This window comes from Acidiphilium sp. JA12-A1, from assembly GCF_000724705.2.
GTDB classification, from domain to species: Bacteria; Pseudomonadota; Alphaproteobacteria; order Acetobacterales; family Acetobacteraceae; genus Acidiphilium; species Acidiphilium multivorum.
This window is the reverse complement of record NZ_JFHO01000032.1, coordinates 17,692-37,460: the sequence shown is the minus strand read 5'-3', so window position 1 is coordinate 37,460 and position 19,769 is coordinate 17,692. Positions and strand designations below refer to the sequence as shown.

General features: G+C 69.7%; 18 protein-coding genes and 1 tRNA gene. 14 read left to right on the top strand and 5 right to left on the bottom strand.

The window, feature by feature from the left end; genetic code table 11:
- The first annotated feature begins 17 nt into the window (after positions 1-17).
- Positions 18-1,034, top strand: coding sequence for a ribonucleotide-diphosphate reductase subunit beta (locus RT91_RS06450; RefSeq protein ID WP_011941739.1), 1,017 nt, complete (start codon positions 18-20; stop codon positions 1,032-1,034).
- Positions 1,035-1,305: 271 nt separating this feature from the next.
- Here the strand turns inward: RT91_RS06450 and RT91_RS06445 are convergent.
- Positions 1,306-1,380, bottom strand: a tRNA-Thr gene (locus RT91_RS06445).
- A gap of 235 nt (positions 1,381-1,615) precedes the next feature.
- Here RT91_RS06445 and RT91_RS06440 point away from each other — a divergent pair.
- Entirely contained in the window at positions 1,616-2,824 is a 1,209-nt protein-coding gene (locus tag RT91_RS06440; RefSeq protein WP_240314219.1) for a DNA methyltransferase, read from the top strand.
- A 10-nt stretch (positions 2,825-2,834) separates the two neighbouring features.
- Here RT91_RS06440 and RT91_RS06435 read toward each other — a convergent pair whose 3' ends face one another.
- Together RT91_RS06435 and RT91_RS06430 are read right to left on the bottom strand one after the other, a co-directional pair.
- The gene (locus RT91_RS06435) at positions 2,835-3,635 is read right to left on the bottom strand and encodes a carbon-nitrogen hydrolase family protein (protein ID WP_035186293.1); all 801 of its coding nucleotides are present in this window, start codon (positions 3,633-3,635) and stop codon (positions 2,835-2,837) included.
- Positions 3,636-3,715: 80 nt separating this feature from the next.
- Positions 3,716-3,946: a hypothetical protein gene (locus tag RT91_RS06430; RefSeq protein ID WP_007424315.1), complete on the bottom strand. Its 231-nt coding sequence runs from the start codon at positions 3,944-3,946 to the stop codon at positions 3,716-3,718.
- Positions 3,947-4,199: 253 nt separating this feature from the next.
- Between RT91_RS06430 and RT91_RS06425 the strand changes: the two genes are divergently transcribed.
- From RT91_RS06425 to topA, 6 genes are read left to right on the top strand one after another with little or no spacing between them, the layout of a single operon-like run.
- Positions 4,200-4,871: a helix-turn-helix transcriptional regulator gene (locus tag RT91_RS06425; RefSeq protein WP_013639812.1), complete on the top strand. Its 672-nt coding sequence runs from the start codon at positions 4,200-4,202 to the stop codon at positions 4,869-4,871.
- 45 nt (positions 4,872-4,916) lie between these two features.
- Entirely contained in the window at positions 4,917-5,852 is a 936-nt protein-coding gene (locus RT91_RS06420) for an aspartate carbamoyltransferase catalytic subunit (protein ID WP_011941735.1), read from the top strand.
- A complete protein-coding gene (locus tag RT91_RS06415) occupies positions 5,845-7,131 on the top strand; it encodes a dihydroorotase family protein (RefSeq protein ID WP_007424318.1) in 1,287 nt (428 codons plus the stop codon). The genes RT91_RS06420 and RT91_RS06415 overlap by 8 nt, the downstream gene beginning before the upstream one ends.
- On the top strand, positions 7,128-7,706 hold the full coding sequence (gene plsY / locus RT91_RS06410; RefSeq protein ID WP_007424319.1) for a glycerol-3-phosphate 1-O-acyltransferase PlsY: 579 nt from the start codon (positions 7,128-7,130) through the stop codon (positions 7,704-7,706). The genes RT91_RS06415 and plsY overlap by 4 nt, the downstream gene beginning before the upstream one ends.
- Positions 7,703-8,824, top strand: coding sequence for a DNA-processing protein DprA (gene dprA, locus RT91_RS06405; RefSeq protein ID WP_035186292.1), 1,122 nt, complete (start codon positions 7,703-7,705; stop codon positions 8,822-8,824). Before plsY ends, dprA begins: the two co-directional genes overlap by 4 nt.
- A gap of 18 nt (positions 8,825-8,842) precedes the next feature.
- A complete protein-coding gene (gene topA / locus RT91_RS06400) occupies positions 8,843-11,518 on the top strand; it encodes a type I DNA topoisomerase (RefSeq protein WP_035186290.1) in 2,676 nt (891 codons plus the stop codon).
- Between the two features lie 12 nt (positions 11,519-11,530).
- Here the strand turns inward: topA and RT91_RS06395 are convergent, their stop codons facing one another.
- A complete protein-coding gene (locus RT91_RS06395; protein ID WP_013639816.1) occupies positions 11,531-12,607 on the bottom strand; it encodes an anhydro-N-acetylmuramic acid kinase in 1,077 nt (358 codons plus the stop codon).
- A 98-nt stretch (positions 12,608-12,705) separates the two neighbouring features.
- On the opposite strand from RT91_RS06395, the gene RT91_RS06390 reads away from it, so the two are divergent.
- Genes RT91_RS06390 through RT91_RS06380 form a run of 3 tightly spaced genes read left to right on the top strand, consistent with a single transcriptional unit; the run spans position 12,706 to position 15,678 of the window.
- A complete protein-coding gene (locus RT91_RS06390; protein ID WP_240314218.1) occupies positions 12,706-13,947 on the top strand; it encodes a glycosyltransferase family 87 protein in 1,242 nt (413 codons plus the stop codon).
- 43 nt (positions 13,948-13,990) lie between these two features.
- Entirely contained in the window at positions 13,991-15,244 is a 1,254-nt protein-coding gene (gene tyrS / locus RT91_RS06385) for a tyrosine--tRNA ligase (protein ID WP_035186287.1), read from the top strand.
- Positions 15,241-15,678, top strand: coding sequence for a SufE family protein (locus RT91_RS06380; RefSeq protein ID WP_007422545.1), 438 nt, complete (start codon positions 15,241-15,243; stop codon positions 15,676-15,678). The genes tyrS and RT91_RS06380 overlap by 4 nt, the downstream gene beginning before the upstream one ends.
- Here the strand turns inward: RT91_RS06380 and RT91_RS06375 are convergent.
- Positions 15,673-16,716: a glycosyltransferase family 2 protein gene (locus RT91_RS06375; protein WP_013639818.1), complete on the bottom strand. Its 1,044-nt coding sequence runs from the start codon at positions 16,714-16,716 to the stop codon at positions 15,673-15,675. The two genes, RT91_RS06380 and RT91_RS06375, sit on opposite strands and share 6 nt — an antisense overlap.
- 276 nt (positions 16,717-16,992) lie before the next feature.
- On the opposite strand from RT91_RS06375, the gene RT91_RS06370 reads away from it, so the two are divergent.
- Genes RT91_RS06370 through RT91_RS06360 form a run of 3 tightly spaced genes read left to right on the top strand, consistent with a single transcriptional unit; the run spans position 16,993 to position 19,762 of the window.
- On the top strand, positions 16,993-17,841 hold the full coding sequence (locus RT91_RS06370; protein ID WP_035186285.1) for an undecaprenyl-diphosphate phosphatase: 849 nt from the start codon (positions 16,993-16,995) through the stop codon (positions 17,839-17,841).
- Positions 17,841-19,016, top strand: a complete 1,176-nt coding sequence (locus RT91_RS06365) for an MFS transporter (RefSeq protein ID WP_035186284.1) — start codon at positions 17,841-17,843, stop codon at positions 19,014-19,016. Before RT91_RS06370 ends, RT91_RS06365 begins: the two co-directional genes overlap by 1 nt.
- Positions 19,013-19,762, top strand: coding sequence for a platelet-activating factor acetylhydrolase IB subunit (locus RT91_RS06360; RefSeq protein ID WP_007422549.1), 750 nt, complete (start codon positions 19,013-19,015; stop codon positions 19,760-19,762). The genes RT91_RS06365 and RT91_RS06360 overlap by 4 nt, the downstream gene beginning before the upstream one ends.
- Positions 19,763-19,769: the final 7 nt, after the last annotated feature.

Sequence of the window (19,769 nt, the reverse complement as noted above, 5' to 3'; positions counted from 1 at the left end):
TCCGAGGATCTGCCTGAATGTCCGTCACCACCGCCGATACCGCCGCGCCCATCCCGGTCGAAACCCCCGCGCATTTCGACCTGCTCACGGAAAACCCGGTCTACAAGCCGTTCCGCTACCCCTGGGCCTACGAGGCATGGCTGACCCAGCAGCGCGTCCACTGGCTGCCGGAGGAAGTTCCCCTCGCGGACGACGTGAAGGACTGGCACCGCAACCTCACCCCCGGCGAGCGCAACCTGCTCACCCAGATCTTCCGCTTCTTCACCCAGGCGGATGTCGAGGTGAACAACTGCTACATGAAGCACTACAGCCAGGTGTTCAAACCGACGGAAGTGCTGATGATGCTGTCGGCCTTCTCGAACATCGAGACGATCCACATCGCCGCCTATTCGCACCTGCTCGACACGATCGGCATGCCGGAAGTCGAATACTCGGCCTTCCTCAAATACAAGGAGATGAAGGACAAGTATGACTACATGCAGGAATTCAGCGTCGACTCGAAGCACGAGATCGCCAAGACGCTGGCCGCTTTCGGCGCCTTCACCGAAGGGCTGCAGCTCTTCGCCTCCTTCGCGATCCTGCTGAACTTCCCGCGCTTCAACAAGATGAAGGGGATGGGCCAGATCGTCTCCTGGTCGGTGCGCGACGAGAGCCTGCACTGCAACTCGGTGATCAAGCTGTTCCGTACCTTCGTCGCCGAGAACCCGGAAATCTGGACCGAGGAACTGCGGCGCGAGATCTATCTCTGCTGCGCCACCATCGTCGATCACGAGGATGCCTTCATCGACCTCGCCTTCGAGTTCGGCGCCGTCGAGGGGCTGACCGCCGAAGAGGTGAAGCGCTACATCCGCTATATCGCGGATCGCCGTCTGCTCCAGCTCGGACTCAACCCGCTCTTCCATGTCGACAAGAATCCGCTTCCCTGGCTCGACGAGATGCTCAACGCCGTCGAGCACACGAACTTCTTCGAGAACCGCGCGACCGAATACAGCAAGGCCTCGACGGCCGGCTCCTGGGACGAGGCATGGTCATGATGAAATCGTGTTCGGGACATTCGGGCAGACAGACGGGCCGAACCGGAACACTCTCCCCCTGACATGAAAAAATCTCCCGGTGAGGCATGTCCTCACCCGGTTTCTATCGACCGCCCCGTCGGATGGTCCGATCTCAAGGCCAATTCGATGTTGTCTCATGCATCACGACCGTCCGCCGAAGGGGCGAAACCGAGCGCCGGCCACGGCCATGGGCGCAGCGCCGATTCAGGCGCAGCCTACCTTGTCGAGACGCCCACGCTGTCCGAAAGGCTGGTGCCGGGTGAGGGATTTGAACCCCCGACCTTCGGTTTACAAAACCGCTGCACTACCGCTGTGCTAACCCGGCGTTCTGTCTGAATAGCCGTGTTTTGCCGGGTTCAGGCTTCCGGTCAAGTGCCCTTCTGTGGCCAGCCGGCGGGCTTCGGAGGCTGAAGATTATTGCTTCAGTATTGCATGCGGCACGAAAAGCGACCACGGACAGAAGCCCTCGCCAAATGCCAGATCATGAACACCTGAAATCCGGAAGACGCAGATTTTCACCACGTCTGAAGTGATCCGTGGGCTTCATGGACATCTTGAACATGACATTGCCGAAGCCTTTTCCCGACCGGACGCTCATCGACGGAATTCTCGACTTCCGTGATTTCGACGGCATAACACGCCACGAACGCGCGGACGGGATCGATTATTTCATCAACGCGTTCTGGACGTCCGGCCAGCGCCAGGCCCACGCGATCCACGAGATTTCCTACCGGGCCTGCTTCAAGCCACAGCTTCCGGCCTTCTTCATTTCCCGCCTCACCGCCCCGGGCGATCTCGTGTTCGACCCCTTCATGGGCCGTGGCACAACGCTGGTGCAGGCGGCGCTGATGCAGCGCCGGGCCGCCGGCAACGACATCAATCCGCTTGCCGCGCTGATGTGCCGCCCCCGGCTGCGGCCGATCGATCTGCATAATATCGCCGATTCGCTGCGCAGCGTGGACTGGGCGCTCGGGAAAATCCGTCGCGACGACCTGCTGGCCTTCTACCATCCCGTGACCCTCGCCCGCCTCGAGGCGCTGCGGGACTGGCTCGCCGAACGCGCCCCGCTGGGCGCCGCGCGGCCCGATCCGGTCGCCGACTGGATTCGCATGGTCGCGATCAACCGGCTCACCGGCCACTCCCCCGGCTTCTTCTCCGGCCGCTCGATGCCGCCCAACCAGGCCGTGTCCGTCACGGCGCAGCGTCGGATCAACGAAAGGCTCGGCCTCGCCCCACCCGAGCGCGACATCGCCGCCCTCATCCTCCGGAAATCGAAATCCCTGCTGCGCGACGGCACCGTTCCCGCCTGTGGCGCGCCTCGCCTGCACACCGGTCCGGCCTGGCATGTTCCGGGCCTGGCCGCGCGCTCGGTCGCCCTGGTCGTCACCTCGCCGCCGTTTCTCGATGTCGTGGACTATGCGGCCGACAACTGGCTGCGCTGCTGGTTCGCCGGGATCGATCCCGGCGCGGTCGCAATCGACCTGCACCGGAGCGAAGCCGCCTGGACGGAAATGGTGCGCCGCGTGCTTGCCGAACTGGCCCGGCTCGTGCGGCCGGGCGGCCATGTCGCCTTCGAGGTGGGCGAGGTGCGGCGCGGCCGGGTGCTGCTCGAAAAGCGCGTCTGGCAAGCGGCGGATGGCCTGCCCTTTCAACGGCTTGGCGTGCTGGTCAACCTTCAGACCTTCACCAAGACCTCGAATTGCTGGGGCGTCAGCAACGGCACGCGGGGAACCAATTCCAACCGGATCGTCATGCTCCGCCGGCTCTGAACGGCCCGCCTCAGCCCGCGATCGTCCCGTAGAGCGCCGGCCGCCGGTCGGCCAGCAACGGATCGCGGCGGCGCACTTCGGCGAGGTGTCCGGGATCGATCCGCGCCATCAGTCGCGTCGGGCCGGCGCCCGCTTTGGCCAGCACCGCGCCGTCCGGCCCGCAGATCGAGGAATGGCCGATATAGTCGATCCCCGGCTCGCCGCCGCAATGATTGGCATAGGCGATGTAGACCTGGTTTTCATAGGCCCGGGCGGGGATCAGCGAATCCGCCACAACGTAATAGGGCGGCATCAGCGCCGTGGGCACCAGGATCAGGTCGGCTCCCGCCAGCGCCATCATCCGCGCCGTCTCGGGGAATTCGATGTCATAGCAGATCGCGAGGCCCAGGCTCAGCCCCCGCCAGGCGACAACCGGAAATCCATCCCCCCGTAGCGCGAACATCCCGCGGTCGAGATCCCCGAACAGGTGCACCTTTCGATAGATCAGCCGCGCGCCGCCGGCCTCGTCGATCAGGATCGCGCTGTTCGCGACCCCGTCGCCCACACGCTCGGGGAAGCCGAAACAGAGCGCGATGCCGACCTCGGCCGCGAGTGCCCTCGCCCGGCCGATTTGCTCCCCTTCCGGATCCAGCGCCAGCTCCCGCGCACGCGCCGCGCCGAGATTGTATCCGGTCAGGAACAGTTCCGGGAGCACCAGAAGATCCGCGCCGCCGGCGGCGGCGGCCCGCGCCTCCTCGTCGAGCAGGGTGTGCCCCGCTTCGGGATCGGCGAAACGGCCCTCGGTCTGGCAGATGGCAATGTTCACGGTCATGCAACAGGGATAGGCCCGCCGCGCCGCCGAGGCAATTGTCCATCGTTCGGGCGGCGCGGGCAGGCCCTTTGGGCCGCGGCCTATATCGGCGCCAGCACGAGGTGGTCGCCACGGCGGGCGATCGCACCCATCCGCGCGCCCTGGGAACCGGAGGCCATCACGATGTCCCCCGGCGCGATCAGGTCGGCGGCCGGGCCGAAGAACCCGTCATCCTCAAGGACGGAAAGCGCCTCGTTGCCTGCGCGATAGTGCCAGAGGGTGAAGCCGTTGGCGTAGGCGAGGACGGAAAGGTTGCGCAGGGTCAAAGTCATTTCATGTCTCCTTCTGAAAGCGGGCTCGGATCTTTCCGGCGGTTCCGGAATTTTTTTCCTGTTCGCCGGTCATTCTCCAATTCTGTTTCGCATCTGGACTCAGCGGTTCTGACGGGGCGAAGATCATCGCGGCAGCTCCATGAGAACGAAACAAGAACATACTAACCAGAGGTTGTATCCACCGCAAGCGTTAACTCATGGTTTTCCTTAATTTTTTCTTTCAAAGACCCATAAATCCGTTAAGAACAAGACAATGCAGCACGAAGATATCTGGCGGGCGATTGACGCGCTGGCGGCGCAACGGGGGCTGTCGGCTTCCGCCCTTGCCCGCAGCGCCGGGCTCGACCCCACCAGCTTCAATCCCTCGAAGCGCCGCACGCCGGATGGCCGGCTGCGCTGGCCCTCGACCGAGAGCATCGCCAAGATTCTCTCGGCCAGCAGCATCGGCATCGAGGCCTTCGCCGCCCTGGTCGGCGGCAGAAGCACGACGCCGGCCGGCACCAGCCGCCCGCGCCGGCCGGCGGTGCGCACCGTGCCGCTGGCCAGCCTCGCGCAGGCCGGCCAGGGCGGGTTCTTCGACGAGGGCGGCAACCCGACCGGCGGCGGCTGGGACCGCATCGCCCTGCCCGTCGGCGATGCCGGGATCGCCGGCGATCCGCACGCCTTCGCGCTCACCATCCAGGGCGATTCGATGGACCCCGTCTATCGCGATGGCGACATCATCGTGGTCTCGCCCGCGTCCCCCGTGCGCACCGGCGACCGTGTCGTCATCCGTACCGCCGGCGGCGAGGTGATGGCCCGGCAGTTGCTGCGCCGCACCGTCTCCCGGGTCGATCTCGGCTGCTTCAATCCCGCCTACCCGCCCCGCGGCTTCATGACCGAGGAGATCGGCGCCCTTCACCGCATCGTCTGGGCCAGCCAGTAGGAACCGCTCTTCCCGCCGGCGCGGCGGGGCTGTAAGGAGACCGTCATGCGGTTGCCGACGCGCCATCTCCTGGGAATCGAAGGTCTCCACCCGCGCGACATTTCCGCCCTGCTCGACCTCGCCGAGAGCTACGTGCTGCTCAACCGGTCGGGCAAGACGCGGCGGGACGTGCTGCGCGGCCGGACCCTGATCAACCTGTTCTTCGAGGATTCCACCCGCACCCGCACGAGCTTCGAGCTCGCCGGCAAGCGGCTCGGCGCCGATGTGATCAACATGTCGGTCTCGACCTCCTCGGTCTCCAAGGGCGAGACCCTGCTCGACACCGCGGCGACGCTGAACGCGATGAACTGCGACCTGCTGGTGGTCCGCCACAAGGCCTCCGGCGCGCCCGCCCTGCTCGCCCAGAAGGTGGATGCGGCGGTGATCAACGCCGGCGACGGCATGCACGAGCACCCGACCCAGGCGCTGCTCGACGCGCTGACGATCCGCCGCAACAAGGGCACGCTCGCGGGCCTCACCGTCGCCATCTGCGGCGACATCGCGCATTCCCGCGTCGCCCGCTCGAACCTGCTGCTGCTCACCGCGATGGGCAGCCGGGTGCGCGTGGTCGGCCCGCCGACGCTGATCCCCTCCGGCATCGACCAGTTCGGCGCCACCGTCTTCCATGACATGCGCGAGGGCCTGCGCGACGCCGATATCGTGATGGCGCTGCGGTTGCAGACCGAGCGGATGAGCGCCGGGCTGATCCCCAGCGCCCGTGAGTTTTTCACCTTCTACGGGCTCGACGCCGCCAAGCTCGCGATGGCGAAGCCGGACGCGCTGGTGATGCATCCCGGCCCGATGAATCGCGGCGTCGAGATCGACAGCCAGGTCGCCGACGACGCCACCCGCTCGGTGATCCGCGAGCAGGTGGAGATGGGCGTCGCCATCCGCATGGCGGTGCTCGACGTGCTGGCCCGGACGGCGCTCGCCCATGCATGACACGCCCCCCGACACGCTGATCCGCGGCGCGCGGATCGTCGATCCCGCCACCGGCCACGACGCGGTGGGCGACCTGCTGGTCCGCGACGGCGTCATCGCCGATTTCGGCGCCGGTCTCGGCCGGCCGGACGGCGCGGTGATGATCGATGCCGCCGAGCAGATCCTCTGCCCCGGCCTGGTCGATGCCCGCGCCTCGCTCGGCGAGCCCGGCTACGAATACCGCGAGACCATCGCCACCGCCGCCGAGGCGGCCAATGCCGCCGGCATCACCACCATCGCCGTGCTGCCGGACAATATCCCCGCGACCGACGACCCGGCGCTGGTCCGCGCCCTGGCCGGCGCCGGGGCTGCGACCGGGCGGCTCACCATCGCCCCCTACGGCGCGGCGACGCGCGGCTGCAAGGGCGAGATGATCGCCGAATACGGCCTGCTGCGCGCGGCCGGCGCGGTCGCCTTCTCCGATGGCGCGCGGGCGATCGGCCCGGCCGGGCTGATGCGCCGCGCCCTGTCCTATGCGCGCGGCTTCGGCGCCATGATCGTCCAGCATCCCGAGGAGCCGAGCCTCGCCGCCGGCGGTGCGGCGACCGCCGGGGCGCGGGCGACGCTGATGGGCCTGCCCGGAATCCCGGCCTGCGCCGAGGCGATGATGGTCGCCCGCGACATCCGTCTCGCCGAACTCACCGGCGGCGCGGTGCATTTCGCCCATGTCTCGACCGGCGAGGCGCTCGACCTGATCCGTGGCGCGAAACGCCGGGGCCTCGCGATCACCTGCGACACCGCGCCGCCCTATTTCGACCTCAACGAGAACGCGATCGGCGATTTCCGCACCTATGCGAAGCTCTCGCCGCCGCTGCGCAGCGAGGCCGACCGCCTCGCCGTCTGCGCCGCTTTGGCCGATGGCACGATCGACGCCGTGGTCTCCGACCACCAGCCGCGCGACGCCGACGACAAGCGCCTGCCCTTCGCCGAGGCCGCGCCCGGCGGCGCCGGCCTCGCCACGCTGCTCGCGATCACGCTGGCGCAGGTGCAGTCCGGCGGGCTCGGGCTGATCGCCGCCCTCTCCCTGCTGACCGACCGTCCGGCCCGGCTGTTCGGGCTGGATGCCGGGCGCATCGCCCGTGGTGCGCCGGCCGATCTCTGCCTCTTCGCCCCCGAGCGCCCCTGGCGGATCGAGGCCGGCGCCCTGCCCGGCAAGGCGCAGAACACGCCCTTCGACGGACGGCCGGTCGAGGGTGTGGTCACCGGCACGTGGAAGGCCGGGCGGCGGGTGCACGGATGATCGCGCCCTACGCCCTGCTCGGCTACCTGCTCGGCTCCATCCCGTTCGGCCTGCTGCTCACCCGTGCGGCCGGGCTCGGCGATGTGCGGCGGATCGGCTCGGGCAATATCGGTGCGACCAACGTGCTGCGCACCGGGCGCAAGAGCCTCGCCGCGCTGACCCTGCTGCTCGATGGCGGCAAGGGCGCCGTCGCCGTGCTGCTCGCCCGCCATGCCGGCAGCGCCGCCGCCGATCTCGCCGCGCTGTTCGCGGTGATCGGCCATCTCTACCCGGTCTGGCTCGGCTTTCGCGGCGGCAAGGGGGTGGCGACCGGCCTCGGCGTGCTGCTCGCCCTCGCCTTTCCGGTCGGCGCCGCCTGCTGCCTGATCTGGCTTGCCATGGCGTTCTGGCGGAAGATTTCCTCCCTCGCCGCGCTGACCGCCTTTGCCGCCGCCCCGCTGCTCGCCCTGCTCGCCGGGCGCGGCCATGCGGCGCTCGTCGCCCTCGCCATCGCCGCCCTCGTCGTCTTCAAGCACCGGGCCAACATCGCGCGGCTGCGCGCCGGCACCGAGCCGAGGATCAGGCTCTCGGCGTGAGCGACAAGGCCACCCTTCTGCGCCTGATCCGCACGGAGGGAGTGGGGCCCCGGACCTTCCGCCGCCTGCGCGAGCGCTTCGCCAGCCCCGGGGAGGCTCTGGACGCGCTGCCCGCCCTCGCCCGCCAGGTCGGACGGCGGGGCAACCTGCGGATTCCCCCGCCGGCCGAAATCCGTCGCGAGCTCGACCGGCACGAGGCGCTCGGCGCCCGCCTGATCTTCCTCGGCGATGCCGACTATCCGCCGCTGCTCGCCCTGCTGCCGGACGCGCCGCCGGTCATCGCGGTGAAGGGCGATGTCGCCCTGCTCCATCGGCCGGTGGTCGCCGTGGTCGGCGCGCGCAACGCCTCCGCCAACGGACGGCGGATCGCCGCGGACATCGCCGGCGAGCTCGCCGCCGCCGGCCATCCGGTGGTTTCCGGCCTCGCCCGCGGGATCGACGCGGCGGCGCACGAGGCGGCGCTGCGCGAGGGCACCACCATCGCCGCCATCCCCGGCGGGCTCGACGTGGTCTATCCGCCCGAGCACCGCGACCTGCAGGCCCGCATCGCCGAGGCCGGCGCGGTGGTGGCCGAGGCGCCGCCCGGCACCGCCCCGCTCGCCCGGCATTTCCCCAAGCGCAACCGCATCATCGCCGGGCTTGCCCTCGGCGTCGTCGTCATCGAGGCGGCGCTGCGCTCCGGCAGCCTGCTGACCGCCCGCTACGCGCTGGACTATGGCCGCGAGCTCTTTGCCGTGCCCGGCTCGCCGCTCGACCCACGCGCCCGCGGCGGCAATGACCTGATCCGCCAGGGCGCCTGGCTCGCCGAATCCGCCGCCGACATCCTCGCCAACCTGCCCGACCGGCCCGGCGCGCTGTTCCCCGACGCGCGAATCGCCGCCCCGCCACCCGGCCTCGGCGAGCCGCCCGACGCGGCGCCGGAGACCGGCGACGAACTCGACCGCGCCCGAAGCGAAATCCCCCGGCTGCTTTCCGCCAGCCCGGTCAGTGTTGACGAACTGGCAAGGCACTGCCAGTTCTCCACATCGGCCTTGACCGCCGTGCTGACCGAGCTCGAACTTGCCGGCCGGATCGAAACCCTGCCGGGCAACCGGGTCTGTCTGCTCTCCGAGTGCTGAACGGGATACCGCGCTTACATGAATGCCATCGTCGTCGTTGAATCCCCCGCCAAGGCCAAGACGATCAACAAGTATCTCGGCGACGGATTCACCGTTCTCGCCTCCTTCGGCCATGTCCGCGACCTGCCGCCGAAGGACGGCTCGGTCCGCCCGGACGAGGATTTCGCGATGTCCTGGGAGGAGGACGCCCGCGGCGACCGCCAGGTCGCGGCCATCGCCAAGGCGCTGAAAGGGGCGGACACGCTCTACCTCGCCACCGACCCCGACCGCGAGGGCGAGGCGATCTCCTGGCATGTCCGCGCCATGCTCGAGGCGCGCAACGTGCTCAAGGGCAAGCAGGTCCGCCGCATCACCTTCAACGAGATCACCAAATCGGCGGTGCAGGCCGCCCTCCGCGCCCCGCGCGACCTCGACACCCCGCTGATCGAGGCCTATCTCGCCCGCCGCGCGCTCGACTATCTGGTCGGCTTCACCCTCTCGCCGGTGCTCTGGCGCAAGCTGCCCGGCAGCAAGAGCGCCGGACGCGTGCAGTCGGTCGCGCTGCGGCTGATCTGCGAGCGCGAGGCCGAAATCGAGCTGTTCCGCCCGCGCGAATACTGGACGATCGAGGCCGAGTTCCGCACCCCCGCCGGCGCGCCGTTCCGCGCCCGCCTCACCCATCTCGACGGCCGCAAGCTCGACCAGTTCGACCTCGCGGACAAGGCGGCGGCCGATGCGGCGAAGGCGGCGGTCGAGCGTGGCGCCTTCAGCGTCGTCTCGATCGAGAAGAAGCGCGTCCGCCGCAACCCGCCGCCGCCCTTCACCACCTCGACCCTGCAGCAGGACGCCTCGCGCAAGCTGCACATGACGGCGCAGGCCATCATGCGCACCGCCCAGCAGCTCTACGAGGGTGTGGAGATCGGCGGCGAGACGGTCGGCCTGATCACCTACATGCGTACCGACGGCGTGCAGATGGCGCGCGAGGCGATCACCGCCGCCCGCCAGCAGGTGAAGGACGCGTTCGGCGCGAACTACCTGCCCGCCGCCCCGCGCGAATACCAGTCGAAGGCGAAGAACGCGCAGGAGGCCCACGAGGCGATCCGCCCGACCGATTTCACCCTCACCCCCGAGCGCGCCGCCCGCCACCTCTCTCCCGAGCAGGCGCGGCTCTACGAGCTGATCTACAAGCGCGCTTTGGCCTCGCAGATGCAGTCGGCCGAGCTTGACCAGACCACGGTCGAGCTTGCCGATGCCGCCGGCAGCACCCTGCGCGCCACCGGCTCGATCCTCGCCTTCGACGGCTTCCTCAAGCTCTACCGCGAGGGGATGGACGAGGACCCGGAGGACGAAACCGCGAGGCTGCTGCCGCCGATGGCGAAATCCGACCCGCTCGCCAGCGGGCCGGTCACCGCCGAGCAGCATTTCACCCAGCCGCCGCCGCGCTATTCCGAGGCCACCCTGGTCAAGCGCATGGAAGAGCTCGGCATCGGCCGCCCCTCGACCTACGCCTCGATTCTCACCGTGCTGCGCGAGCGCAACTATGTGCGGATGGAAAACCGCCGCTTCATCCCCGAGGATCGCGGCCGGCTGGTCACCGCCTTCCTGGTCAGCTTCTTCGGCCGCTATGTCGAGACCGGCTTCACCGCCGATCTCGAGGAAAAGCTCGACGAGGTCTCCGACGGACGGCTCGACTGGCGGTCGGTGATGCGGGATTTCTGGGCCGATTTCTCCGGCGCCGTCGAGCAGATCAAGGATCTCAAGATCTCCGACGTGATCGATGCGCTGGACGAGGAGCTCGGCCCGCATTTCTTCCCCGCCCGCGAGGACGGGTCCGATCCACGCGTCTGCCAGGCCTGCGGCACCGGCCGGCTCGGCCTGCGGCTCGGCCGCTTCGGCGCCTTCATCGGCTGCTCGAACTATCCCGAATGCCAGTATACCCGCCGCCTCGCCGTCGAGGGCGGCGAGGACGAGGGCGACCAGCTGCGCGACGGCATGAAGCTGCTCGGCGAGAACGCCGAGGGCATCCCCGTCACGCTGCGGCGCGGCCCCTATGGCCTCTATGTCCAGCTCGGCGAACCGGACCCGGAGGACAAGAAGGCGAAGCCCCGCCGCGCCGCCCTGCCACGCGGCATGAGCGGCGAGACGATCACGCTGGAGCAGGCGATCGGCCTGCTCTCGCTGCCGCGCGTGATCGGCGTGCATCCGGAAACGAAACAGGAAATCCAGGCCGGCATCGGCCGGTTCGGTCCCTATGTGAAGATGGGCCCCATCTTCGCCTCGCTCGACAAGGATGACGACGTGCTCGCCGTCGGCCTCAACCGCGCGGTGATGGTGCTGGCGAAGAAGCAGGAAGGCATCCGCGATCTCGGCCCGCACCCGAAGGACGGCGAGAGCGTGACCGCGCGAAAGGGCCGCTTCGGCCCCTATGTCCAGCACGGCAAGACGGTCGCGACCCTGCCGCGCGGCAGCGAACTCGGCGCGGTGACACTGGACGAGGCGGTCGCCCTGCTCGCCGAGAAGGGCAAGACGCTGGCGCCGCGCGGCCGCAAGGGCGCAAAACCCGCAGCAAAGCCGAAGGACGCGGCGGCGCCGAAAGCCGCCAGACCGGCGAAGGCGAAAGCTGCCGCCAAGCCGAAAGCCGCCGCCGCGAAGCCGAAGGCGGCCGCCGCCAAGGCAAAACCCGCCGCCCGGAAGACCGCCCGCTCCGGCGGCTGAGCCGCCCGCTTCCTATTCCGCAGCCGGGCCGGGCCGGACGATCCGCCCGCCCGCGAGCGGCGCGGGCACGCCGGTCGTCTCCGGCAACGAGAGCGGCAGCCCGCGTAGCGCGCGCACCGCGAGAAACCCGAAACACTGCGCCTCCAGCGCATCGCCATCCCAGCCCACCGCCTCGACCGGCTCGACCGGGGCGGCGAAATGCCGACGCAGCGCGTCCATGATCGCCGCGTTGTGCCGCCCACCGCCTGCGACCAGCACGCGACGCGGCGGCGCCGGCAGCGGGGCCGCCGCAATCGCCGCCGCGGTGAAGGCGACGAGCAGCGCCGCCCCGTCCGCGGCGGACAAGCCCTCCGTCGCCGCGGCGACGCGCGCCGAGAACTGCAGCCGGTCGAGCGATTTCGGCGCCGGCCGGGCGAACCAGGGATCGTCCATCAATCGCGTCAGCCGCGCCTGATCGACCCGCCCGGCGGCAGCCAGCGCGCCGTCGGCGTCGAAGGCGGCGCCGGTATGCAGCCGCACCCAGTCATCCAGCGGGCCGTTGCCGGGGCCGGTGTCGCAGGCGAGCACCTCGCCCGTCGGGCCGAGCCAGGTGATGTTGGCGACCCCGCCGATATTGACCACCAGCAGCGGCTTCTCCAGCGCCTCGGCGAGGGCGGCGTGGAACAGCGGCGCCAGCGGCGCGCCCTGTCCGCCGGCGGCGACATCGGCGCTGCGGAAGTCATGCACCACGGGCAGCCGCGTCTTGTGCGCGAGATGCGCCGCATCGCCGATCTGCCAGGTCCGCCGCCGATCCGGGTCGTGCAGGATGGTCTGGCCGTGAAACCCCACCACATCGGCCCGGCTTGCCACCATCGCCACCGCCTCGGCATGCCGGTCCGCCAGCAGCCAGTCGAGGCTGCGCAGTTCAGGATCGTCGGGCGCGAGCCCGGGTGCTGCATCGAGTAGGGCGCGCAGCCGGGCGCGCAGTCCGTCCTCGTAGAACAGCGTGGCGGATCGCCCGGTGCCGAACACCCGCTCGCCGTCGGTCTCGATCACCGCCGCATCGACCCCATCGAGCGAGGTGCCGCTCATCAGGCCGATGGCGTGCATTCCCGCTCCCTCTTAGCGTTATGGAAACCAGTTTCGGGCATGTCTCGCTTATCCGCCCCGCGCGCGGGGTTGACAAGCAGCGGAGCAAGGAACCGGGCGTGGAACCAGACAGGACTCATGGCAGCTTCCGGCCGGTGATCGACCGGTGGACGGTCGTGCCCTGGTTCGTGCTCGGCCTCGCGGCGGTGACCTGGCTCAACCTGTTCCGCCCCGTCTTCCATCTCGCGGCGGTCATCGCCGATAGCCTCGCCCATGGCGCGCCCGTCACCGCGCGGCATCTGCACAGCGATTTCTTCGCCTTCTGGCCGGCCGGGCACATTGCCGCCACCGCCGAGGCGGCGCGGATCTACGACTCCGCGTGGTTCGCCGCCTGGTCCACCGCGCAATTCGGCCCGGGCCTGCCATCCTACATGCAGTATTTCTACCCGCCTCCGTCCCTGCTGACGACGCTGCCGCTCCTGCCCTTCGGCCCCGCCGCCGGGCTCCTGGCGTGGACATTGCTGATCTCGCTGCCCTGCATTCCCCTGCTGCGCCGCGCCGGCGCGCCGTGGCCGGTGATCGCCGCCGGGCTGCTGAGCGCCGCCTCGCTCACCGGCATTTCGATCGGCGAGTTCGGCCCGATCGCCGGCAGCGCCTTCATCGCGGCGCTGATGGCGGTCTCCCGCCGGCCGGACGTGGCAGGCGGGCTGTTCGGCCTGATCTCGCTGAAGCCCCAGGCCGGCCTGCTCGGGCCGGTCGTGCTCGTGGCGCGGGGGGAATGGCGCGGCCTTGCCGTCGGCATCGCGGTCACCGCGGCCCTCGCCGCCGCGGTCACCCTCGTCGCCGGCCCGGCGATCTGGCCGGCCTTCCTCCGGCAGGGAATGGCGGTCGCCCATGCCCATCTGATCGCGCCCTTCCCCTCGGTCTACGAAACCAGCGGCGTCTCGGTGTTCTGGATGGCCCGCAGCCTCGGTGCCCCGGTCGGCCTTGCCGGCCTCTGCCAGGGCGTCTCGGCGCTGGCGGCCTCGATCTGGTGCTGGCATGCCTGGCGCCGCAAGGAGGCCGACCCGGTGGCGCGCGCCGCGCTCACCGTCTGCCTCACGCTGCTCGTGACCCCCTATGCCTATGCCAACGACATGACGGGGCTTTCCGTCATGGTCGCCTGGCTCGCCTGGCGGCGCGGCGGCCCCGGCGTCGCCGACGCGCTGCTCTGGCTCTGGCCCGCGCTCGGCCCGGTGATCGCGCGGGTGCTGCATGTCGAGATCGCGCCGCTCGTCATCCTGCTCGGCGCCCTGCGGGCCGCCCGCGCGCCCGGCGGAATTGGCACGCCGGCCCCCGCGTGCTACCCCGCGCCGATCTGAAGACCAACGGGCCGATTGCGGCCACCCCGATCACGGCGGAACCATGCTCATGACCGATCCCGGCGATTTCCTGCACGAGGCAGAAGCGCGCGGCTACATCTTCCAGTGCACCGACACCGAGGGGCTGCGCGAGGCGATGCGCGCCGGCCCCATCGCCGGCTATATCGGCTTCGACTGCACGGCCGACAGCCTGCATGTCGGCCACATGATCCAGATCATGATGCTCCGCCTGCTGCAGAAGCACGGGCACAAGCCGGTCGCCATCCTCGGCGGCGGCACCACCCGCATCGGCGACCCCTCCTTCCGCGAGGAAGCCCGCCAGCTCCTCACCGAGGAGCAGATCGCGCTCAACATGGCCGGCATCCGCGACAACATCGCCGCCTATCTGCGCTTCGGCGAGGGCCCGTCCGACGCCATCATGGTCAACAATGCCGACTGGCTGGACACGCTCGGCTATATCGACCTGCTGCGCGAGGTCGGCGTGCATTTCAGCGTCAACCGCATGCTGTCCTTCGACTCGGTCCGCTCGCGGCTGGAACGCGAGCAGGGCCTCACCTTCCTCGAATTCAACTACTCGATCCTGCAGGCCTACGATTTCCGCGAGCTGAACCGCCGCTACGGCGTGGTGCTGCAAATGGGCGGGTCGGACCAGTGGGGCAACATCGTCCAGGGCATCGACCTCGTCCGCCGCACCGACGGCAAGCAGGTCTATGGCCTGACCGCGCCGCTGATCACCACCGCCTCGGGCGCGAAGATGGGCAAGACCGCCGCCGGCGCCGTCTGGCTCTCGGCCGCGAGGCGCAGCCCGTTCGACTACTGGCAGTTCTGGCGCAACACCGAGGATGCCGATGTCGGCCGCTTCCTCCGCCTGTTCACCGACCTGCCGCTCGACGAGATCGCCCGGCTCGAGGCGCTGCAAGGCGCCGAGATCAACGAGGCGAAGAAGATCCTCGCCACCGAGGCGACCGCGCTCTGCCACGGGCGCGCGGTGGCCGAGGAAGCCGCGGAGACCGCGCGCCGCACCTTCGAGGGCGGCGAGGCGGCGGAAACCCTGCCGGGGATCGACATTCCCACGGCCGAGCTTGAAGCCGGCATTCCCGCCTTCGCCCTGCTGGTGAAAGCCGGGCTCGCCGCCAGCAATGGCGAGGCGCGCCGGCTGATCCGCGGCGGCGGCGCGCGGCTGAACGACGCCCCGATCGCCGACGAGGCGCACACGATCACCCTCGCCGACGTGATCGACGGCGCGGCCAAGCTCTCGGCCGGCAAGAAGCACCACCGCCTGGTGCGCCCGGCATGAGCGCGCCGCCCTTCGTCACCCCCGCGCAGGAGAGCGCCGCCGCGGCGATCGCCGCCCTGCACGACGAGCTGTTCCTGTTCGATGACTGGATGGACCGCTACCAGTTCATCATCGAACTCGGCCAGTCGCTGCCCGCCTTCCCCGAGGCGCTGAAGACCGACGACCGGCTGGTGCCCGGCTGCCAGAGCCGGGTCTGGCTGGAGCCGAAGCTCGAGGGCGGCAAGCTCTATTTCGCCGGCGCGTCGGACGCCGCCATCGTCAGCGGCCTCGTCGCCATGCTGCTACAGGTCTATTCCGGCCGCACGCCCGCGGAAATCCGCGAAACACCACCGGTCTTCCTCAAGGAATGGGGGCTGATCGGCGCCCTGTCCGGCAATCGGGGCAACGGTGTCGCGGCGATGGCCGAACGCATCCAGCGCTTCGCCGCCTCATAAGTCCGGCGCGCTGCCGCCGCTGATCTCGCGCACGATATAGAGCGGCCGCTGCTTGCTCTCCTCGTAGAGCCGACCGAGATATTCGCCGATCATCCCGAGGGCGATGAGCTGCACCCCGCCGAGGAACAGGATGGCGACCAGCAGCGAGGGATAGCCCTGCACCGGGTTGCCGTAGGCCAGCTTGCGAAAGATCGTCACCGCCGCATAGACGAACGCGAAGACCGAGACGGCGAAGCCGAGATAGGACGCCAGCCGCAGCGGCGCGCTGGAAAACGAGGTCACCCCCTCCAGCGCGAAATTCCACAATTTCCAGTAATTCCACGTCGTCCGCCCGGCATGGCGCGGGGCGCGGTGATAGGTGATGGTCGCCGTGCGGAAGCCGATCCAGGCGAACAGCCCCTTCATGAACCGCCGCCGCTCCGGCAGCCGCTTCAGCGCCTCCAGCGCCGGCCGGGCGATCAGCCGGAAATCCCCGGTATCGCGCGGGATCGGCACATCGCTCAACCGGTTCATCACCCGGTAGAACATATGGGCGGTGAAGCGCTTCACCGCGCCGTCGCCCTCGCGCGAGGCGCGTGTGGCGTTCACCACATCGTAGCCCTCGCGCCATTTCGCGAGCAGCGCCGGAATCACCTCGGGCGGATCCTGCAGGTCGGCGTCGAGCGGAATCGCCACCGCGCCGCGCGCATGGTCGAGTCCCGCGGTCAACGCCGCCTCCTTGCCAAAATTGCGCGACAGGTCGATCACCCGCACCCGCCCGTCGCGCGCGGCGATGCGCTGCAGCGCCGCAAGCGTGGCATCGCGGCTGCCATCGTTCACGCAGACCAGTTCCCAGTCCTCGCCGAGACCATCGAGCACGGCGGCGAGCCGGTCGAACAGCGGGACGACATTCTCGGCCTCGTTGTGAAACGGCACCACGACGGAAACCGTCACCGGCCATCCCGTCGCTGACATGCCGCGCCTTTTTTCTGACGCAGCCCGAGTCCCGCGCCGTCTCAAATCCTGTAAAATCTGGGGAATATCCGAAAATTCAGACATTGTCCGCACGGCCCTCGTCGCTACCGGATGCTAACGGCAAAATCGGGCAGCGGCAAACTGTTTCCGCGCGGCGCCCGCTCGGTTCCATCGCCCGGCCCGCAAGGACGGGATGGCCGATCGAGGAAGCGAGCCTGCCATGAAATCATGAGCAACGCGTTAACGCGCGGAACGGTGGGTCATTATCCTGTCGCCGTCCGGCGGGGCCGCGCCGCGATGCGTTGCCTTCGCCGCGCTTGTTTGCCAAGTGAAGCGGCACCCACAACCGCCGGAGCCGCCATGACCCCGCTGATCGCCGTCCTCTTCGCCATCCTGCAAGGGGCGACCGAGTTGTTCCCCGTCTCCAGCCTCGGCCATGTGGTGATCGTCCCCGCCCTGCTGCACTGGCCCATCGACCAGGCCTCGCCCTCGTTCCTGCCCTTCGTCGTCATGCTCCATGTCGGCACCGCGACGGCGCTGCTGCTCTATTTCTGGCGCGAATGGTGGGCGATGCTCGCCGGCCTGCTCGGCCGCGGCGAACCCGGCGAGGTCGATGCCCAGCGCGGCCTGCTGCTGCGCCTCGTCGTCGCCACCCTGCCGGCCGTGGTCATCGGCTTCGCGCTGAAAAAGCCGATCCAGCATCTCTTCGCCAGCCCCGAGATTGCCGCCGCCTTCCTCATCGCCAACGGCGCGGTGCTGATCATCGGCGAACGGCTGCGCCGCCGCCGCGCCGGCAACGGCTTCGGCATCGGCCAGCTTACCCTCCGCGACTCGCTGGTGATCGGCCTGTTCCAGTGCCTCGCCTTCCTGCCCGGCCTGTCGCGCTCGGGCTCGGCGATCGTCGGCGGCCTGACCCGCGGCCTCGACCACGAGGCCGCCGCCCGCTTCGCCTTCCTGATGGCCACCCCGGTGATCGCCGGCGCCGCGGTGATCGAGGTGCCGCATCTCCTGCATCACGCCGCCGCCGCGCGCGGCATGTTCGGCACCGCCCTGCTCGCCGCCGTCGTCGCCGGCGTCGTCGCCTATCTCTCGACCGCCTTCCTGATGCGCTATTTCCGCAATCACGACCGCTGGGCGCTCGGCCCCTTCGCCGCCTATTGCGCCCTGTTCGGCGCGCTGAGCCTGATCCTGATCCCGTTCGGCGCCTGATGGCAACCGCGCGCCCCGACATCGTGCGGCTGATGGGCGCGCGCGGGGCGCGCAGCATCGCCCAGGGCGCGCTGGTGGTCGATTTCGCGCTCTACGTCACCAAACTCGGCTGGAGTGCCGCGCTTCTCGGCGTCGTCTTCGCCCTGTCGATCCTGTTCGCCGTCGCGGTGACGACGCTGGTCGGCCCGGCGAGCGACCGCTTCGGCCGCAAGCGCTTCGTCCTCGTCTACGAGGCGATCTCGGTCCTCGCCGCCCTGATCGGCCTGCTCACCCAGGCGACGCTGCCGCTCGCCTTCGCCGCGGTGATCGGCGGCTTCGGCCGCGGCGCCAACGGCTCGGCCGGCCCCTTCGCGCCGGCGGAACAGTCCTGGCTGTCCGGCCTGATCGAGAAGCGGGAGTTCGGCACCGTCCTGTCGATCAACACCGCGATCGGGTTTTTCGGCATGGGCATCGGCGCCGTGCTCGCCGGGCTGATCGGCGCGTCGCGGCCGATGTTCGTCCTGCCGCTCGCGGCCTCGCTCATCGCCACAATGCTGCTCGCCCTCACCCCCGATCCGCCGCGCGAGGCCGCAGCCCGGACGGAGGAGCACGAAGCCGTCTCGAAGGCGGAGAACAGCCTGCTCTGGAAGCTCGCCGGTCTCAACATCCTCAACGGCACCGGGATCGGCCTGTCCGGCCCGTTCATCTCCTGGTGGTTCGCCGCCCGCTATCATGCGGGGGCTTCCGCCATCGGCCCGGCGCTCGCCATCGCCTTCGCCGCCGCCGGCATCGCCGCGCTGACCACCGGGCGGCTGACCCGGCGGCTCGGCACGGTGCGCGCGGTGGTGCTGATGCGCGGCATCGGGCTGGTCAGCCTGTTCGCCCTGCCCTTCTCGCCGAGTTTCGGCGTGGCACTGGTCGTCTATGCCCTGCGCTCGGCCTTCAACCGCGGCACCGCCGGGGCGCGCCAGGCGGTCGCCCTCGGCCTCGTGCGCGGCGAGCGGCGGGGGCTTGCCGCCAGCGTCAACACGATCTCGGTGCTGCTGCCGCGCGGCATCGCCCCGGCGCTGGCCGGCGTGCTGTTCGAGTCCGGCGCCCTCGCAGCCCCGTTCCTGCTCGCCGGCCTGTTCCAGGGCGCGTATCTGGTTATCTATCCCCGCGTCTTCGGACGCCACGATCCTTCGAGGTCCGCATGATCCGTCGCCTCTGCCTGCTGCTGGCACTGCTGGTTCCATTCACCGCCCAGGCCCATGTCAATCTCGCCGCCGTGCCGATCGGGCGGATGGACCTGCCCTGGTGGCGGCACCGCTTCGAGCACACCAAGCAGGAAGCGCGCGAGCATCCGGACGCCAGGCTGGTCTGGCTCGGCGATTCGATCACCGAATACTGGCACCGCGAGGGCCCGCACCCCTACCAGCAGATCCTGCCGATCTGGCGCCACTATTACGGACGCTACGATGCGCTGAATTTCGGCCTGATCGGCGACACCACGGCGAGCGTGATCTGGCGGATCGACCATGGCGAATTCGCCGGCCTGCATCCCAGGCTCGTCGTGCTGCTGATTGGCGCCAACAATCTCGGCCGCACCCATTGGGGCGCGGACCAGACGGTGCCGGGAATCGAGGAGGTGGTGCGCGACCTGCACCGCCACGTCCCCGGCGCGCATGTGCTGCTGCTCGGCATCCTGCCCTCGATCCGCTCGGCGTGGATCAGCGCGCAGACGCGGATCATCAATGCCGATCTCGCCCGCCGCTATGCCGGTAGCCGCCTGGTGACGTTCCGCAATGTCGGCCACGTGCTGGAGGTCGATGGCCGCGCCGACCCCGCGCTCTATGTCGACCCGCGCATGCACCCGCCCGAGCCCGCCCTGCACCCCGATGCCGAGGGCATGCGCCGGATCGCCGCCGCGTTGCAGCCGACGATCACCCGCCTGATGCGCTGACCGCCCG

Excerpts from the sequence above, each read along its gene's own strand:
- RT91_RS06360 (WP_007422549.1), top strand. The coding sequence starts at position 19,013 with ATGATCCGTCGCCTCTGCCTGCTGCTGGCACTGCTGGTTCCATTCACC.
- RT91_RS06375 (WP_013639818.1), bottom strand. The coding sequence starts at position 16,716 with ATGTCTGAATTTTCGGATATTCCCCAGATTTTACAGGATTTGAGACGG.
- tyrS (WP_035186287.1), top strand. The coding sequence starts at position 13,991 with ATGCTCATGACCGATCCCGGCGATTTCCTGCACGAGGCAGAAGCGCGC.
- RT91_RS06415 (WP_007424318.1), top strand. The coding sequence starts at position 5,845 with ATGCATGACACGCCCCCCGACACGCTGATCCGCGGCGCGCGGATCGTC.
- RT91_RS06370 (WP_035186285.1), top strand. The coding sequence starts at position 16,993 with ATGACCCCGCTGATCGCCGTCCTCTTCGCCATCCTGCAAGGGGCGACC.
- RT91_RS06395 (WP_013639816.1), bottom strand. The coding sequence starts at position 12,607 with ATGCACGCCATCGGCCTGATGAGCGGCACCTCGCTCGATGGGGTCGAT.
- topA (WP_035186290.1), top strand. The coding sequence starts at position 8,843 with ATGAATGCCATCGTCGTCGTTGAATCCCCCGCCAAGGCCAAGACGATC.
- RT91_RS06380 (WP_007422545.1), top strand. The coding sequence starts at position 15,241 with ATGAGCGCGCCGCCCTTCGTCACCCCCGCGCAGGAGAGCGCCGCCGCG.
- RT91_RS06450 (WP_011941739.1), top strand. The coding sequence starts at position 18 with ATGTCCGTCACCACCGCCGATACCGCCGCGCCCATCCCGGTCGAAACC.
- plsY (WP_007424319.1), top strand. The coding sequence starts at position 7,128 with ATGATCGCGCCCTACGCCCTGCTCGGCTACCTGCTCGGCTCCATCCCG.
- RT91_RS06430 (WP_007424315.1), bottom strand. The coding sequence starts at position 3,946 with ATGACTTTGACCCTGCGCAACCTTTCCGTCCTCGCCTACGCCAACGGC.
- RT91_RS06440 (WP_240314219.1), top strand. The coding sequence starts at position 1,616 with ATGACATTGCCGAAGCCTTTTCCCGACCGGACGCTCATCGACGGAATT.
- RT91_RS06435 (WP_035186293.1), bottom strand. The coding sequence starts at position 3,635 with ATGACCGTGAACATTGCCATCTGCCAGACCGAGGGCCGTTTCGCCGAT.
- RT91_RS06420 (WP_011941735.1), top strand. The coding sequence starts at position 4,917 with ATGCGGTTGCCGACGCGCCATCTCCTGGGAATCGAAGGTCTCCACCCG.
- RT91_RS06425 (WP_013639812.1), top strand. The coding sequence starts at position 4,200 with ATGCAGCACGAAGATATCTGGCGGGCGATTGACGCGCTGGCGGCGCAA.
- RT91_RS06365 (WP_035186284.1), top strand. The coding sequence starts at position 17,841 with ATGGCAACCGCGCGCCCCGACATCGTGCGGCTGATGGGCGCGCGCGGG.